The sequence below is a fragment of the Saccharopolyspora gregorii genome (assembly GCF_024734405.1).
In the GTDB taxonomy this organism is placed as follows: Bacteria; Actinomycetota; Actinomycetes; order Mycobacteriales; family Pseudonocardiaceae; genus Saccharopolyspora_C; species Saccharopolyspora_C gregorii.
Window position 1 is genome coordinate 3,241,628 of record NZ_CP059556.1, and the last position, 16,423, is coordinate 3,258,050.

At 73.8% G+C, this 16,423-nt stretch carries 18 protein-coding genes; 10 read left to right on the forward strand and 8 right to left on the reverse strand.

Features of this window, described 5'->3' with window-relative positions; genetic code table 11:
- Window positions 1-113: 113 nt before the first annotated feature.
- Window positions 114-578, reverse strand: coding sequence for a PPOX class F420-dependent oxidoreductase (locus H1226_RS13955; protein ID WP_224963251.1), 465 nt, complete (start codon window positions 576-578; stop codon window positions 114-116).
- Window positions 579-903: 325 nt separating this feature from the next.
- Between H1226_RS13955 and H1226_RS13960 the strand changes: the two genes are divergently transcribed.
- From H1226_RS13960 to H1226_RS13990, 7 genes are all read left to right on the forward strand, one after another.
- Complete coding sequence (locus tag H1226_RS13960) at window positions 904-1,548, forward strand: hypothetical protein (protein ID WP_258341098.1); 645 nt, start codon at window positions 904-906, stop codon at window positions 1,546-1,548.
- Window positions 1,549-1,583: 35 nt separating this feature from the next.
- On the forward strand, window positions 1,584-3,179 hold the full coding sequence (locus tag H1226_RS13965; protein WP_258341099.1) for a molybdopterin-dependent oxidoreductase: 1,596 nt from the start codon (window positions 1,584-1,586) through the stop codon (window positions 3,177-3,179).
- 112 nt (window positions 3,180-3,291) lie between these two features.
- A complete protein-coding gene (locus H1226_RS13970) occupies window positions 3,292-3,948 on the forward strand; it encodes a fasciclin domain-containing protein (protein ID WP_258341101.1) in 657 nt (218 codons plus the stop codon).
- A 105-nt stretch (window positions 3,949-4,053) separates the two neighbouring features.
- Window positions 4,054-5,034, forward strand: coding sequence for a phytoene/squalene synthase family protein (locus H1226_RS13975; RefSeq protein ID WP_258349413.1), 981 nt, complete (start codon window positions 4,054-4,056; stop codon window positions 5,032-5,034).
- The gene (locus H1226_RS13980; RefSeq protein ID WP_258341102.1) at window positions 5,031-5,735 is read left to right on the forward strand and encodes a class I SAM-dependent methyltransferase; all 705 of its coding nucleotides are present in this window, start codon (window positions 5,031-5,033) and stop codon (window positions 5,733-5,735) included. The genes H1226_RS13975 and H1226_RS13980 overlap by 4 nt, the downstream gene beginning before the upstream one ends.
- The gene (locus H1226_RS13985; protein WP_258341103.1) at window positions 5,728-7,245 is read left to right on the forward strand and encodes an FAD-dependent oxidoreductase; all 1,518 of its coding nucleotides are present in this window, start codon (window positions 5,728-5,730) and stop codon (window positions 7,243-7,245) included. Before H1226_RS13980 ends, H1226_RS13985 begins: the two co-directional genes overlap by 8 nt.
- Before the next feature lie 44 nt (window positions 7,246-7,289).
- Window positions 7,290-7,814, forward strand: a complete 525-nt coding sequence (locus H1226_RS13990; protein ID WP_258341104.1) for a hypothetical protein — start codon at window positions 7,290-7,292, stop codon at window positions 7,812-7,814.
- Window positions 7,815-7,817: 3 nt separating this feature from the next.
- Here the strand turns inward: H1226_RS13990 and H1226_RS13995 are convergent, their stop codons facing one another.
- Window positions 7,818-8,798 carry a Rieske (2Fe-2S) protein gene (locus H1226_RS13995; protein WP_258341105.1) on the reverse strand — a complete coding sequence of 327 codons (981 nt, stop codon included), beginning with the start codon at window positions 8,796-8,798 and terminating at the stop codon, window positions 7,818-7,820.
- A gap of 184 nt (window positions 8,799-8,982) precedes the next feature.
- On the opposite strand from H1226_RS13995, the gene H1226_RS14000 reads away from it, so the two are divergent.
- On the forward strand, window positions 8,983-9,315 hold the full coding sequence (locus H1226_RS14000) for a plasmid stabilization protein (protein ID WP_258341106.1): 333 nt from the start codon (window positions 8,983-8,985) through the stop codon (window positions 9,313-9,315).
- 26 nt (window positions 9,316-9,341) lie between these two features.
- On the opposite strand, the gene H1226_RS14005 is transcribed toward H1226_RS14000, so the two are convergent.
- Complete coding sequence (locus tag H1226_RS14005; protein ID WP_258341107.1) at window positions 9,342-9,743, reverse strand: hypothetical protein; 402 nt, start codon at window positions 9,741-9,743, stop codon at window positions 9,342-9,344.
- 175 nt (window positions 9,744-9,918) lie between these two features.
- A complete protein-coding gene (locus H1226_RS14010) occupies window positions 9,919-11,088 on the reverse strand; it encodes a S8 family serine peptidase (protein ID WP_224958730.1) in 1,170 nt (389 codons plus the stop codon).
- A gap of 313 nt (window positions 11,089-11,401) precedes the next feature.
- Between H1226_RS14010 and H1226_RS14015 the strand changes: the two genes are divergently transcribed.
- Together H1226_RS14015 and H1226_RS14020 are read left to right on the forward strand one after the other, a co-directional pair.
- On the forward strand, window positions 11,402-11,827 hold the full coding sequence (locus H1226_RS14015; protein ID WP_224958729.1) for a universal stress protein: 426 nt from the start codon (window positions 11,402-11,404) through the stop codon (window positions 11,825-11,827).
- Between the two features lie 65 nt (window positions 11,828-11,892).
- Window positions 11,893-12,879, forward strand: coding sequence for an NAD-dependent epimerase/dehydratase family protein (locus H1226_RS14020; protein WP_258341108.1), 987 nt, complete (start codon window positions 11,893-11,895; stop codon window positions 12,877-12,879).
- Between the two features lie 21 nt (window positions 12,880-12,900).
- Here H1226_RS14020 and H1226_RS14025 read toward each other — a convergent pair whose 3' ends face one another.
- From H1226_RS14025 to H1226_RS14040, 4 genes are all read right to left on the reverse strand, one after another.
- Window positions 12,901-13,743 (reverse strand): PLP-dependent lyase/thiolase, encoded by an 843-nt coding sequence (locus H1226_RS14025; protein WP_258341109.1) that lies wholly within the window; start codon window positions 13,741-13,743, stop codon window positions 12,901-12,903.
- A complete protein-coding gene (locus H1226_RS14030; RefSeq protein ID WP_258341110.1) occupies window positions 13,740-14,018 on the reverse strand; it encodes a hypothetical protein in 279 nt (92 codons plus the stop codon). The genes H1226_RS14025 and H1226_RS14030 overlap by 4 nt, the downstream gene beginning before the upstream one ends.
- A 113-nt stretch (window positions 14,019-14,131) precedes the next feature.
- Entirely contained in the window at window positions 14,132-15,658 is a 1,527-nt protein-coding gene (locus H1226_RS14035) for an arylsulfotransferase family protein (protein ID WP_258341111.1), read from the reverse strand.
- 62 nt (window positions 15,659-15,720) lie between these two features.
- The gene (locus H1226_RS14040; protein WP_258341112.1) at window positions 15,721-16,383 is read right to left on the reverse strand and encodes a sulfotransferase family protein; all 663 of its coding nucleotides are present in this window, start codon (window positions 16,381-16,383) and stop codon (window positions 15,721-15,723) included.
- Window positions 16,384-16,423: the final 40 nt, after the last annotated feature.

A 16,423-nucleotide genomic window follows, 5' to 3' on the forward strand; every position in this document is an offset into this window, starting at 1 on the left:
GATGCGATGAGTTACGATGATGATCGCCGCCGCACCTCCCCCTCGTGCGGCGAAGGACGCCCAGGGCTTGGACCCCCAGCAAGCCCTGGGCGTCACTCACGTCCGGAACCGGCTCACTCCGCCAACCGCGCCGGAAAACCACCCGTCGCGATCGGACCCCACGACTCGATCGACACCCGGATCAGCGACTTGCCCTGCTTGCGCATCGCCTCCCGGTACTCGTCCCAATCCGGATGCTCACCCGAGATGCACCGGAAGTACTCCACCAGCGGCTCCACGCTCTCCGGCGGATCCACCACCTCCGCCGAACCGTCCACCTGCACCCACGGACCGTTGAACTCATCCGAGAGCACGCACACCGACACCCGGCCCGACCGGCGCACGTTCACCGCCTTCGCCCGCTCCGGATACGTCGACACCACGATCCGCCCCTGCCCGTCCACCCCGCACGTCACCGGCGAGATCTGCGGACGACCCGACGCCCGCTCCGTCACCAGCAACGCACGATGACGCGGACGCACGAACTCCAACAGCTCCGGGAACTCGACCCGATCATTGGTGGCGATGCTGGGGGCCACAGCGGTCCTTCCGACGCACGACGAACTGACGGCCGAAAACCTACCCCAACCACCCGGCCACCACCCCGCACCACCACCGACCCGCGTGACGATAACCGCCGCCCACACAGGTGTTTCCACCGATCACGCGCGCCATGTGAGTGACGAAAGACCCTGCGATCTGCGCACCCGCCCCCGTAGCCTCGCACCAAGGCCACGCCCCGCCGCACCACCGCGGGAGCAGCACCGGCCACCGAACTGGGGACGCGGACACGGCCCACCGGCCACCCGCAGCACCACCGCACGCGCGCGCCACCACACCGGCCCGCGGAACCGGGGGACGACCTTGCCGAGGATCGACGCGGTCGCACGAGAATTCCTGCGCTACCTCTACGCCGAAGACCACTTCCGCCCCGAGGTCGCCGCCTTCCTGCACAGCCCGCACGCCCGCACCCTCACCCCACCCCCCGACCACACCGAACTCGCCGAAGCCCTCGACTCCCTGCGCCACCACCAACTCGTCGCCACCGGACGCGAACACACCGACGGACTCCCCCACCGAGCCGGCCTCACCGGCACCGGACTCATCTGCGTCAGCGAACACGACGGCGACCTGCCCGCCTGGCGCCGCACCCGCACCACCACCGTCCTCACCGCACCACCACCCCCACCCCACGTCATCAGCCCACGCCCCGCCGCCGAACCCACCACCGTCCCCACCGACTCCCTCCACGGCATCGCCCGCGTCGCCCGCATCTGCCTGCTCGCCCTCCCCACCGTCCACGCCCGCTACGGCGAACACGACCCCGTCCAACGCACCGCCCGGCAACTCTTCGACGCCACCCGCGGCCCCCACCCCGACCCCCGCCGCATCCGCAGCCTCACCACCGAACTCCGCAACCACCTCAGCACCGGCACCATCGCCAACACCCTCGGCGTCGTCCTGCTCGACAGCCTCGACGAAGCCATCCGCGAAGCCCAACTCCCCTGACCAATCCCCCACGCCCACCGCTCCGAACCGGTCACGTGCACCCGACCCGCCCACCCCGGCTCACCCCCACCGCGGCCACCTGGTGCGGCCTCGCAGCCGCCACCACTGCCATCGGCACCGGACACCTCACCGCCGCACTCCTCGAACCCCGCTCCTCCCCCTTCCTCGCCATCGGCAACGCCGCCATCGACCGCACCCCCGAACCCGTCAAGCACTTCGCCATCACCACCTTCGGCCAAGCCGACAAAACCGCCCTGCTCACCGGCATGGCCCTCGTCCTCGCACTCCTCGCCGCCACCGCCGGACTCCTCTCCCGCCGCGACCCCCGACCCGGCACCGCCCTCATCGCCGCCACCGGACTCCTCGCCACCGCCGCCGTGCTCTCCCGCCCCGACATCGGCACCGCAGGCCTCCTCGCGCCCCTCGTCGCCACCCTCACCGGCATCGCCGCCTTCCACGCCCTGCACCGCACCGCACCCACCACCACGACCCCACCACCGCCACCCGCCCACGACCCGCACGACACCCTCGAAGAACCCCTCGACCCCGCACTCCCACCCGAAACCACCCACCCCGACCGGCGCCGCTTCCTCACCACCTCCGCCGCCGTCGCCACCACCGCAGGCCTCACCGCCACCACCGGCGCACTCCTGCCCGGCGGCCCCGACACCGACACCGCCCGCCGCACCATCGCCCGCGCACTCCCACCCGCCGGCCCCCCGACCCCCGGCACCGACTTCGCCGACGCGGGCACCCCCACCTTCATCACCCCGAACGACGACTTCTACCGAGTCGACACCGCGCTGAGCATCCCCCGCATCGACCTCGCCGACTGGCGACTGCGCGTGCACGGCATGGTCGAACGCGAACTCGACCTCGACTTCACCGCACTGCGCCGATTCCCCCAGACCACCCGCACCATCACCATGACCTGCGTCTCCAACGAAATCGGCGGCCCCTACACCTCCACCGCCGAATTCACCGGCGTCCCCATCCGCGACGTCCTCCTCGCCGCCGGAATCCGCCCCGGAGCCGAACAGGTCTTCAGCACCAGCACCGACGGATTCACCGCCGGAACACCCACCGACGCACTCCTCGAACCCGAACGCGGCGCCCTGCTCGCCTACGGCATGAACGGCCAACCCCTCCCCGCCGCCCACGGCTACCCCGTCCGCATGGTCACCCCCGGCCTCTACGGCTACGTCTCCGCCACCAAATGGCTCACCGACCTCGAACTCACCACCTTCGACAAGCAGGCCTACTGGATCCAACGCGGCTGGGGACGCCTCGCCCCCATCAAGGTCCAATCCCGCATCGACACCCCCGGCGGATTCGGCCGCATCCCCGCCGGCCGCACCACCATCGCCGGCACCGCCTGGGCCCAACCCATCGGCATCGAACGCGTCGAAGTCCGCGCCGACGGCGGACCGTGGCACACCGCCCGACTGTCCACGGAGGTCAACCCCCACACCTGGCGGATGTGGCGCTGCGAACTCGACCTCCCACCCGGCGGCCACACCATCGAATGCCGCGCCACCGACCACCACGGCACCACCCAAACCCCCCGCCGCGCCCCCGTCCTCCCCGACGGCGCCACCGGCTGGCACTCCGTCTTCTGCACCACCCGCTGACCACCCCAAGAAAAAAATCACCAACCGACCAATCCGGACCCGACCCAGCACCGAACACCCCACGACGACAACGGAAAACGCCCCAGGGCGAAACCCGAGAGGAACACCTCACATGACGATCCGCCGCCGCGCCGCAGCGATCACCGGCACCACCGCCGCCCTCGCCCTCGCCCTCACCGCCTGCGGACAAGGCCAGCAGAACGACACCCCCGCCGCGCAGGAACCCGCCCCCGCACCCGCACCGGCCCCCACCGCCGACGGCGTCACCACCGCCGACGACGTCTTCGGCCCCGCCTGCTCCCAGGTCCCCAGCGACCCCAACGACCCCGGCTCCGTCCAGGGCATGATCGACGACACGGTCGGCACCGCCGCGAGCAACAACCCCCTGCTCACCAAGCTCACCGCCGCCGTCCAGGCCGCCGGGCTCGGCGACACCCTCAACAAGGGCGACGCCAACTACACCGTCTTCGCCCCCGCCGACCCCGCCTTCGACGCCGTCCCCGCCGACACCCTCAACGCCCTGCTCACCGACCCCGCCCAGAAGCAGCAGCTCACCGACCTGCTCACCTACCACGTCGTCCCCCAGCGGATGGACGCCGACGGCATCGCCCAGGCCGGCAAGCTCCCCACCGCCCAAGGCGGCGAACTCACCGTCGAAGGAAGCGGCGACAACCTCAAGATCAACGGCGCCTCCGTGCTGTGCGGCAACGTCCCCACCGCCAACGCCACCGTCTTCGTCGTCGACAAGGTCCTCATGCCCGGCAAGTGACCCGAACCGGGTGCCACACCACCCGACCGGGGTGGCCCGGCCCACGTGCGGGCGGCGCTGACGAGCGCCGCCCGCGACCCGTGTGCTTCGATCTCCACCGTGGACGTGCCGAACCGAGAACTCCGGCGCCCCGCCCGAGAAACCTCACCAGCGGCGCGGCGCGAACTCGACGCCGCAGGCATCCACGACCCCGCCCTCCGCGCCGCCTACACCCGCTGCCGCGCCCTCAACGCCGAACACGGCCGCACCTACTTCCTCGCCACCCGGCTCCTCCCCACCGCCGACCGCCCCGCCGTGCACGCCCTCTACGGATTCGCCCGCTGGGCCGACGACATCGTCGACGACACCACCACCCCCACCGACACCCGCGAACGCGAACTCCACCACCTCGACGCCGCCCTGCACCGCGCCCTCCACCACGGCAGCACCGACCACCCCGCCCTCGCCGCCGTCGCCGACACCGCCCACCGCTACCGGCTCCCCACCACCCTGTTCACCGACTTCATGCGCTCCATGCGAATGGACCTGCGCATCACCGAATACCCCACCCGAGCCGCACTCGACGACTACGTCCACGGCTCCGCCGGAGTCATCGGCCTGCAAGTCCTCCCCGTCCTCGGCACCACCGGCCCCCGCGAACACGCCGCGCCCCACGCCGCCGCACTCGGATTCGCCTTCCAGCTCACCAACTTCCTCCGCGACGTCGGTGAAGACCTCGACCGCGGCCGCGTCTACCTCCCCGCCGACGAACTCGCCGCCTTCGGCGTCGACACCGACCGGCTGCACTGGTGCCGCCGAAACGGACGCCCCGACGCACCCGTCCGCCGCGCCCTCAGCGACCAGGTCGCCCGCACCCGCGCCCTCTACCGCAGCGCCGAACCCGGCATCGCCCTCCTGCACCCCGCAGCCCGCCCCTGCGTGCGCACCGCACACCTGCTCTACGGCGAAATCCTCGACCTCATCGTCGAATCCGGCTACCAGGTCTTCGGCCACCGCCTCGCCGTACCCACCAGCCGACGCCTCGGCGTCGCCGCACCCCGCATGCTCACCGCACTCACCACCCGAGCCCTGCGGAGCCGCCGATGAACCCCCGGGTCACCACCCTGTTCGACCGCGGCGGCCGCGACTACGACGCCCTCGTCGCCGCCAACCCCGGCTACCACCGCGACCTGCACCGCTCCGCCCGACGCCTCCGCATCCCCGGCGACGGCCACGGCCTCCACCTGCTCGACCTCGGCTGCGGCACCGGCGCCTCCACCCGCGCCCTGCACCGAGCGCTGCCCGCCGCCACCATCACCGCCGTCGACGGATCCGCCCGCATGCTCGCCCGCGCCCGCGAGAAGCCCTGGCCCACCACCGTCCGCTTCGTCCACGCCGACGCCCACGACCTCCCCGACGCCGGCGTGCACGGCCCGTTCGACGGCATCCTCGCCGCCTACCTGCTGCGCAACCTCCCCGACCCGGACGCCGGACTCCGCCTGCTGCACGACCTGCTCCGGCCCGGAGCACCGCTGGCCGTGCACGACTACTCGCTGCCCCGGCGCCGCGCCGACCGGCTGCTGTGGCACGCCGTGTGCTGGAGCGTGATCATCCCCGCCGGGCGGTGGGTCACCGGCGACACCGCGCTCTACCGCTACCTGTGGCGCAGCGCCCTCGACTTCGACTCCCCACCGGAACTCACCGCGCGGATGCGCCGCACCGGGTTCACCGGCGTGCGCGTCGAACCCATGTCCGGCTGGCAGCGCACCCTCACCCACACCTTCCTCGGGAGGAGACCCGTTGCGTGACCCGCGCGCCGTCCGCCACCCCGCCCACCCCGGCGCCGACCGAGCAGGCACCGGCGGACCCCGCGTCGCCGTCGTCGGCGGCGGCATCGCCGGGCTCACCGCCGCCGCCTGCCTGAGCGACCGCGGCGCCGACGTGCTGCTGCTGGAACGCGAACCGCACCTCGGCGGACGCGTCGGCGGCTGGAGCACCACTCTCGCCGACGGCTCCGAGGTCGCGATGAACCGCGGCTTCCACGCCTTCTTCCGGCAGTACTACAACCTGCGCCGCCTGCTGCGCCGCGCCGACCCCGACCTCGCCGGGCTCGTCGCCCTCCCCGAGTACCCGCTGCTGAGCGCGGGCGGCAGCACCGACACCTTCGCCGGGCTCCCGCAATCACCGCCGTGGAACGCGCTCGGCTTCGTCTCCCGCAGCCCCACCTTCCGCTGGCGCGACGTGCCCGGCATGGACCTGCGCGCCGCCGCCACCCTCGCCGACGTGCGGGTGCCCGGCGTCTACGCCCGGCTGGACGGGACCAACGCCGCCGACTACCTGCGCGACATCGGGTTCCCGCCCGCCGCGCGGCACCTGGCGTTCGAGGTGTTCTCCCGCAGCTTCTTCGCCCCGCCCACCGACCTGTCCGCCGCCGAGCTGGCGCTGATGTTCCACCTGTACTTCCTCGGCTCCAGCGAGGGACTGCTGTTCGACGTCGCCGCCGACTCGTTCCCCACCGCGCTGTGGGAACCGCTGCGGACGCACCTCGCAGCCCGGGGCGTGCGGTTCCGGCTCGGCACCGAGGTCGCCGAGATCTCGCACCGCGGCCCGCGCGAGTTCGCCGTGCACCCGGCGGACGGCGAGCCGGTGGCGGCCGACGCCGTGGTGCTGGCCACCGAACTCGGCGGAGCGCAGCGCGTTCTCGCCGACTCCCCCGAACTGGCGCACCGCGCGTGGCGGGAGCGGGTCGGTGCGCTGCGCAGCGCACCACCGTTCCTGGTGTCCCGGTTCTGGCTGGACCGGCCGGTGCGCGCCGACCGGCACGCGTTCCTCGGCACCAGCGGGTTCGGCCCGGTGGACAACATCAGCGTGCTGGAGCGCTACGAGCACGACGCCGCCGAGTGGACCCGCGCGCACGGCGGATCCGTCGTCGAGGTGCACTGCTACGCCCTGGCGCCCGACGCGACCGTCCCGGGAATGCGGTCCCGGGTGCTCGACGAGCTGCACCGGGTCTACCCGGAGACCACCACGGCCGGGATCGTCGACGAACGCCACGAGCTGCGCGCGGACTGCCCGCTGTTCCCGCCCGGCGGGTTCGCCGCGCGGCCGACGATCACCACCCCCGAACCGGGACTGGTGCTGGCCGGGGACCACGTGCGGGTCGACCTGCCGGTGGCGCTGATGGAACGGGCCGCCACCAGCGGGATGCTGGCGGCGAACCGGCTGCTGCGGCTGTGGGGGCTGCTCGGGCACGACGTGTGGAGCGTGCCGGTCGCAGGGCGTTCACCGCTGCTGCGGCTGGCCGCGCGGTTCGCCTGAGGCTCGTCGTCGTTGCGGGGGTTGTTCTTCGTGCTCGTCGAACATTGATTTCGGTCGACACTGAAACCATCGTGCTTAGAAAGATACGTCGGCCGGGCGGGCCGCCCGGCCGACGATCCAGGGCTCAGGCGCCGCTGCCGCCGTCGACCGGGACGCTCGCGCCGGTCACCATCGAGGCCCGTGCGGATCCGGACCGCGGCGCCGGACACCGGGACTCCGCCGCGCTGCGGCTCACCGACGGCGAATCCGACCACCTGCACGTCGGCCCCGCGCCCAACCGGACCCGGCGGCACCGGCGCGACGCCCGGCCCGGCATCCGCACGCTGCTCGAACGACTACCGCTGACGGCGGGCATCGTGGTGTCGGCCAGGTTCGACGTGCTCGCGTGGCATCCCGTCGTCGGGGAGGTCACGGTCGACTGCGACTCGCTCGCGCTCAGCGACCGCAACCAGCACCTCGTGTTCCACACCGCGCAGCCCGGCTCCCCCCCCCGACGCCGAAGCGCTGGCGCTGCTGGACGTGCTGGGCACCGAGCGGTTCGACGCGGGCGAAGCCTCGCGACCGGATGACCTTCAGCCCCCGGACCGGCCGCGGAGCTCGCAGCGGCGCTCCGCGTAGGCCAGGTCGTCGCGCCACAACCGCAACGCCGCCCACCGCATCACCGGCCGCAACCCGCCCGCCGCCGCGCGGGCCAGCCGGAAACCCGGCCGCGTCGAATGCGCCACCACCGCTTCGACCACCGCCGTCGTCGGGCGCCCGGCCGAGTTCCGGCCCAGCGGCGTCGCGTGCGTCTCGACGACGCTGCCCAGGCCCTCCCCCGCCACGATGTGCATCACCACGGTGCGCGGCTCCGGGGCGGTGAAGGTCGCGCGCACCGGCACCCCTACTCCCCCGGTCAGCCGGAACGACACCGCGACCTCGAACTCGTCCCGCTCCGCGTCCGGCTCGCGCAGCACCTCCAGGTTCGCGAACGAGTACGGGTGGAACCACGAGCCGTGCCACGGGTCCAACCGGTTCGCCACCACGTCCCGCGGCTCGCACACCCCCACCGCGGTGGCCACCGCGTCGACGCTGCCCGCCGGCGGCGGCCGGGTCGGCAGCACGGGCGCGGGCAGCGGTGCCTCCCCGCCGGCCGCGTCCAAGCGGACCCAGGCGAGCACCCCGTCGTCGTGCGCGGGGAAGGTGCGCCAGCCCGCAGTCCCCTCCCCCAGGCACATCCCGTGCCAGCGGCACACCAGCCGTCCCTCGTGCAGCCGCGCCTCCCGCAGCGGGGCGCCCAGGTGCGGGCAGGCGCCGGGACCGACGTGCAACTCCCCTGATCCGTCGCGCCACGCCACCAGTTCCACACCGGCCACCGTGCGCCCGAACGGCCGCGACGCGGAGATCTCCCGGCTCCCGGCCAGCACGAACCAGTTCCCCGACGGCCGGGCCTGCGCGCGCCGCAGCGCGGCCGCGATCAGCTCCGGCCGCGCCTGCCGCCAGGTGCCCGGCTGCTCCGCCCAGCGCGGCGAGCGGATCCGCCGGAGCGGAAACCGCACTCCCTGCTCACCCATGCGCACTCCCGTTCGTCAGCGGTGCAGCGTAGTCCCGAGCGGCGCCGCCGGCCCGCTCCCCGCGCGGTCGCGGAACGGATTCCGCCGAACGCGCAAGGGAATTCCGTCCCCCTCCGGAGGTGTACCGCCGTCACTGCGCGGGTAGAGCGGAACCGGAACACCGCCTCGTCGGAGGAGGAGCACCATGCCCGCCGGAGCGAACCGCAAGCAGGAACGCCAGTACGAGCACATCAAGCACGGCGCCGAACGGCGCGGCAGCAGCGAAGGCCGGGCCGAGGAGATCGCCGCCCGCACCGTGAACAAGGAACGCGCGCAGCAGGGCCAGGCCAAGCGGCGCAGCAAGACCTCGGTGCAGGACATCTCACCGGAGCGCCGCGGCGGACTGCGCTCCGGGAACCGCACCGGGCCGCTCGGCCGCACCAAGGCGCAGCTCTACCAGGACGCGCGCCGGGCCGGGATCGGCGGCCGTTCGAAGATGAGCAAGGCCGAGCTGGAGAAGGCGTTGTCCCGCGGCTGACTCCGAGCAGCACGGCGGCGGGGCGTTCACCGCTCCGCGTCGTGCTGCTCGGCGATGGCGGCGGCCGCGGCCTGGACGCAGTTGCCGAGGTCCTCCGCGGCCGCCGCGGCCTGGTCGAGGGCCACGTGCGCGTCGGTGGGCCGCGCGGTTCCCGGCGTGGCGTAACGACGGGCGAGACCGTCCAGCAGCAGCGCCAGCCGGTGCCCGCGGACAGCCACGTCGAGCAGCGCGTCCCGCGCGGACAGCGCGCCCGGCTCGCCGCCGGGTTCGGTGCGGGCGTCGGGGATCGACGCGGGTTCCACCGCGCGGTCGGCGCCGTCCAGCGCCGCCCCCATCTCCTCGCGCGCGCGGACCGCTTCGTCGACCGCCGCCGCCCGGTCCGGTTCTCGACCGGTCCGGCCACCGCCGGTTGCGTCGCCTGTGCTCATCTCCGTCCCCCCGGCCGATCGCCTGCCGGAAGATCCGCCGCCGGCGCCCCGCGGGACAGCGGGGGCGGCGGACCTGACCGGCTGCGCGCGGACTACCCGGAACGGGGGACGGGCACACCTGGCAGCGCGGGTGGCGGGCGCGCGCGAAGCGCACCCGCCACCCGCGGAACCGGGCTCAGGGTGCCTGGACGATGCCCGCGCCGATGTCGGTGGACGGCAGCGGCAGGCGCTTGGCGTTCTGCGCGAGGCGAGCCCAGAGGCCCCACGCCCGTTCCGGGTACTGCTGGGCGAGCAGCGCGGCGACGCCCGCGACGTGCGGGGTGGCCATGCTGGTGCCGCTGAGCTTCCGGTAGCGCTCCTGACCCGGCCAGCTGGAGTACACGTCCACCCCCGGCCCGACCACGTCGACCTGGCCGATCTGGTCCACCGTGCCGGAGGAGAAGTCGGCGACCGCGCCCTGCTCGTCCACCGCGCCGACGGCGAGGATCGACGGGCAGTTCGCCGGGTGCCCGACCGGCGCGATCGCTCCCGCCGACCGCTGACTCTCGTTGCCCGCGGCGGCCACGATGAGCGTGCCGCGCTCGATGGCGCGCCGCGCCACGCGTTCGAACGCTTCGGAGAACGGCTGCCCCGGTTCGGTCGGCGCGCCCAGCGACATCGACACCACCGAGCAGCCGTTGGAGATCGCCCACTGGATGCCGGACAGGATCCCGCTGTCCCCGCCGGATCCCTCGTCGCTGAGCACCTTGCCCGCGTAGATCGACGCCTCGGACGCGATGCCGTAGCCCGGGCCGGACTGGGTGCTGCGCGGCCCGCAGGCGGTGCCGATGCAGTGCGTGCCGTGGCCGTGCCCGTCGTGGGCGTCCTGCCCCTCCACGAAGGACCCGGTGACGACGTCCCGGCCGGCGAAGTCGGGGTGCTGCTCGTCGAAGCCGGTGTCGAGCACGGCGACCCGGATGCCCTTGCCGGTGGGCGTGCTCTGGTCGGCCCGGACGGCGCGCAGGCCCCAGGTGACTTCGGCGTCGGCGGCGGGTTGCGGGGATCCGATGGCGAAGACCCGGCGCTCTGCTTCGATCGCCGCCAGCGGGGTGCCGCGTTCGCGCACCGAGTTCTGCAGCGCGGTGAACTGCTCCGGGTCGGCGTCGACGAGCGCGACGCCGAGTTCGTGCAGCACGACGCCGCCTGCGCCGCTGAACAGCGCTCCGGGCGCGGCGCCCGCGGCGTCGGCGGTGCTGGCGGTGCGGATACCGGCGAGCCGGTTGAGCTCCCGGGCACCGAGCACCGTCGCGTCGTCCTCCAGCAGGACCAGGTAGCGGCCGGTGGTTCCACTCTCGGCTGCGGTCATGATCGCCCCCTTGCTCTCGGTGAAACGTGCCCCTTGAGGTAACTCCCGTCCCACCCGTCCCGGCAAGACGCCGGTCGTGTGCGGATGATCCCCCGTTTTTCCCTTGCACAGCGGGAAATTCACCCTCACCCACCGTGCCGGGTGACCCCTGATCGGCGAGCACGACACGGAGAGTTCCGTTCCGAACCGGAGGAGTTCCGCTCGACCGGAGGCGCCGGGGTTCCGGCGGCCCGCCCGTTCGTCGCACACTGGGGGCCGCGGAGCGCGAGTCCCTCCGCCGCCGGGGCGGCGGACCACACCAACGAGGTGGCGCATGGACAGCACGACCGAGAACGTGATCATCGTGGGTGTCGACGGGTCCGAACCGTCCCGCGCGGCGCTGCGCTGGGCGATGCGGCAGGCCGAGCACACCGGCGCCGCGGTGCGCGCCGTGGTCGCCTGGGAATACCCGGCGTTCTACAGCTGGGAGGGCGGGCCGATGCCGCCGGACGACTTCCAGCAGGCCGCCGAGCGGAACATGCACGACGCGGTGGACGCGGTGACCGGACCGGGCAGCGCGGTGGAGCGCGTGGTGGTGCACGGGCACTCCGCGCAGGCGCTGCTGGAGGCCGCCGACGGCGCGGAGCTGCTGGTGGTCGGCAGCCGCGGCCACGGCGGCTTCTACCGCACGCTGCTGGGCTCGGTGAGCCAGCGCTGCGCGGTGCACGCGAAGTGCCCGGTGGTCATCGTCCGCGAATGAGGGCTCCGGCCCGCGCCGCGAAAACCGCTTTCCCCGCGCGACGCGGACCCGTAGCGTCGGCCCGCGTGAACGACGAGAAGATCCTGGTCACCGGCAGTGCAGGCCACCTCGGGGAGGCGCTGGTGCGCGGCCTGCGCGCCGAAGGCCGCGACGTGGTGGGGCTGGACCTGCTGCCGTCCCGGTTCACCACGGCCACCGGCTCGATCACCGATCGGGAGCTGCTGCGCCGCTGCCTGGACGGAGTCACCGGCGTGCTGCACGCGGCGACGCTGCACAAGCCGCACGTCGGCTCGCACGACCGGCAGGCGTTCGTGGACACCAACGTCAGCGGGACGCTCGCGCTGCTGGAGGAATCCGTGGCCGCGGGGGTGCGGAGCTTCGTGTTCACCAGCAGCACCAGCGCGTTCGGCCGCGCGCTGACCCCGGCACCGGGCGAGCCCGCGACGTGGATCACCGAGGACGTGGTGCCGGTGCCGCGCAACGTCTACGGCGTCACCAAGATCGCCGCCGAGCAGGTCTGCGAACTGGTGCACCGCGACCACGGGCTGCCGGTGGTGGTGCTGCGCACCTCCCGCTTCTTCCCGGAGGACGACGACCGCGAGGACGTCCGCACCGCCTACGACGGGCTCAACGCGAAGGTCAACGAGCACCTGTACCGGCGGGTGGAGCTGCAGGACGCGGTGGACGCGCACCGGCTGGCGCTGGCGCGGGCCCCGCAGCTCGGGTTCGGCCGCTACATCATCAGCGCCACTCCCCCGTTCTCCCCGCAGGACGCGGCGCTGCTGCGGACCGACGCCCCCGAGGTGGTGCGGCGGCTGTTCCCCGACCAGGAGGCGGAGTACGCGCGGCGCGGCTGGCGGATGTTCCCCTCGCTGGACCGGGTGTACGCCAACGACCGGGCCCGTGCGGACCTCGGCTGGACGCCGCGGTGGGACTTCCGGCACGTGCTGGACCTGCTGCGCGCGGACGAGGACGTGCGCAGCCCGCTGACCAGGGCGGTCGGTGCGAAGGGCTACCACCCGTACCCGCACGGGGTCTACACCCGGCCCTGACGGGGCGCGGTTCCCCGGCGGTCAGAGCCCCTTGAAGGGGTGGGCGGTGGCGACGAGGACGGCGGTCTCGCCCGGCGCGATGCGGCCGGATCCGTGCAGCCGGTGCAGCGCGGGGAGCACCAGGGCGCTGGCCCCTTCGAGCAGGATCCCGTGCCGCGCCAGCCGTTCCGCGGCCGCTGCGGCCCTGTCGGCGACGACCGGATCTCCCCCGGATTCCGCCAGCACCCGCTGCGCTTGCACCGTGGTGGAGCCGCCGCCGATCGACGGGGCACCGGTGGCCGTCCCCGGGAAGGAGTCGTGCACGCCCGCGCCCGCGCGGACCGCGCTCAGCCGCGGGAACGGTTCGACCAGGTGCACCCGGGGGCCGGGCCGGTCGTGCCGCCGCGCCGCCTCCCGCAACCCGAGGTGCGCGCCGAAGGCGAGGTCGCCGCGCGCGGTCGGCAGCAGCACGTGCTCCGGGACGCGGCCGAGGCCGTCCACCACCTCCCAGCCGAGCGGTCGCATCGCGTCCACGCCGAACGGGCTGCTGCCCACGGCGGGCCGCACGTAGTTCGTCACCGCGAGCCGACCCGGATCGGCGGCGCGGTCGCGGACGAAGTCCCAGCGCTGCTCGGCGTCCTCGAACACGTGCAGCCGCGCGCCGGTGGCGCGCACCGCGTCGACGATCGGGGCGGGCACGGCGGTGGTGACGGCGAGGTCGCACTCCAGCCCGTAGAGCGCGGCGTAGGCGGCCAGCGACACCGCGGCGTTGCCGGAGGACGCGGCCACGACCCCCGCGCAGCCCGCCGCGGCGGCCCGGCCGACCGCGCCCCAGCTGAACCGGTCCTTGTGCGAACCGGTCGGGTTCGCGGCCTCGTTCTTCACCCACACCTCGACGCCGTCCGGGCGAGCTCGGCGGGCAGCGGGAACAGCGGGGTGCCGCCTTCGCCGAGGGTGCGGGCGCCGCGCAGCGGCAGCTGCCCGAACGGGTCCCCGTCGTAGCGGCAGCGCAGGTTCGCCGGGGTGCCGCGCACCAGGCAGTCCGGGCAGCCGGCGGTCAGGTCGCCGACGGGGTGCGAGCGCCCGCAGCCGAGGCAGTCGAGCGCGACGAGGCGTTCGTTCGTGGTGACCTGCGGGGCGTGCGGCATGGGCGTGCTCACGATCGTGCGAACCGGACGGAGGACCACCGCGCACCCTAGCTTCCCGGTTCGCCGCGCGGACCGGTCCCGAACGGCCCGGTCGAGCGGTCGACCGGGCCGTTCACCTGGCGCGATCAGGCGACTTCGGCCGCCGGGGAGTCGCCGAGGACCTCGCCCCGGGCGTCGAGCGCCTGCACGCCGACGAAGGCGGCGGCGCCGGGCACGTCCACCCGGGTCTCGAAACCGGTGCGCGGCACGTCCTGCACGGGCGCGAGGTTCGCCTCGTCCGGCCCGGTCAGCACCCGCCACGCGGCGACCTCGGTGGCCCCGTTCCAGCTGGCGTACACGCTGGTGACGCCGTCCCCGGCCTGCCCGGCCACGGCGGGCCGGTCGAGCGGTCTGCCGACCCACGGGGACCGGAACGCGCGGTAGGAGGTGATGGAGTCGACGAAGTTGCCGTGGAACAGCACCTCGCCGTCCGCGTCGAACTCGGTGAAGTACGGCTCCCCGCCCCAGCCGACGAACAGGTGGTCCTCGTCGAGCAGCTGGGTGTTGCCCTGGTTCGGCGCGAGCAGCCCCTCCGGGCTCTCGTGGCTGCGCCGCACGGTCGCGGTGCGCGCCTGCTCGTCGACGTCGAGCACGAGCGCCCGGGAGCGCCCGCGGCCAGGTGCGGCGGCGGCGTTGTCGAACAGGGTGATCGTGCCGTCCTCGCGGCGCCTGCAGTCGTGCTGCCAGGCGAACGCGGCGTCCGGCCCCATCTCGAAGTCGCTCTTCTTGCCGTTGAGCCGCCAGGTGACCTCGCCGGTGCCGCGGTCGATGCGGTAGACGGCGTGCGTGCAGCGGGCGGAGACGAGCAGCGCGTCGCCGTCCTCGCAGACCGCGTTGAGGTGGATGTAGTCGAACCACTCCTCCGGATCCGCGGGTACCGGGTAGAAGGATTCCTCGATGGCGACGTGCTCCAGGCTGCGCCACTCGAACAGCAGCTCGCCGCCGGCGATGTCGATCTCCTGCACGACGCCTTCGAGCACCTTCGCGTTCGCCGCGCCGCCGACGGGCGTGGTGTCGGCGCGGACCTCGGTGTAGACGATGATCAGCGCGGTGCCGCGCGGGGTGATCACGAACTCGTGCATGTCGCCTTCGAGGCCGTTGGCGGGCCGCACGGTCGCGATGCGCTGGTAGCTCTCGTCGACGATCGCGAACTGCCCGGTGCCGAAGCCCGGCGGGACGTGGATGGCGCCTTCCCAGAAGGTCAGCACCGGTTTCTCCTGGTACTGCTGCACCTGCATGTCGGCGATGACGCCCTCGGCGGGGTGCGAGAACCACACCGGTTGCCCCAGGTCGTCCATGATCAGCGCGCCGGGCTGGAAGTCGGCGCGCGGGGCGGCGGCCGCGGGGTCGAGCTTGTTCGCCCCGGCCGGGGTGAGCAGCACGTGGCCGGGCCGGACGCCGGCGGCGGGGGTGCTGATGGCGACCTGCGGCGGGTTCAGGTCGGGGCGGCTCACGAAGGTGTGGCCGGCGCGCGTCCCGGCGCGGGGCGCGGGTGCGGCCGCTGCGGCGGCGGTCGCGGCGGTGCCGGTGCTCACCAGGGCGGGGACGGCGGAGGCGGCGGCGAGCATCCGCAGCACGCTGCGGCGGCCTAACTCGCGCGGGTGGGGCGTCATCGGTCGGCTCCTCGGAGTGGTTCGGGGGACGCGGGCGCGGTGCCGCGGCACCGCGGGCCGGGTCAGGCGTTGCTGAACGGGGAGGGGAACTTCCCTTCGCTCCGGACCTGCTCGGCGAGGTCGCGGATGGAGGCGCTGTCGTTGACGTGCGGGAAGTCCTCGGCCGGGACCGGCACGTCGAGGAACTCGCACAGCGGCTCCCAGCCCTGGCCGGGCTGGTACTCCAGCAGCCGGTCGGCGGGGACGGTGGCGCGGACTTCGGCGTTGTGCCGCTCGAACACCTCGATGGCGTGCGCGCGGTCCTCGAAGCGGCCGTCGAAGGTGCCGTTCCAGATCATCCGCTCGATGGTGGGGCGCAGCTTCGTGGTGAACGGGTCGTCCGAGTCGCCCGGCGGGTCCTGCACGAACTGGTAGATGGTGTCGTAGGTGCTGTCGTACCAGCGCTGCGGGTCGCGGGTGGTGAGCAGGACCTTCGCGTCCGGGTAGGCCTCCACCAGCTCGCGCCAGAACGTGCAGCCCGGCCAGTCCACAGTGGACCGGTACCCGCCGAGGACCTGGTCCCAGTCCACCGGACCGTCCAGCGCGCGAGCCCAGTCCCGCATCCGCTCGGGCTCCGCGATGACCTCGAACATGTGGTAGCACGGCCCGAAGCCGAGGTGTTCCAGCGCCGCCTTCATCGACGCGGTCCCGGTGCGGCCGAAACCGGCTCCGATGATCTTGACCATGGTGTTGCTCCTAGTCGTGCTCGCTCTTCCCGGTGGCGCC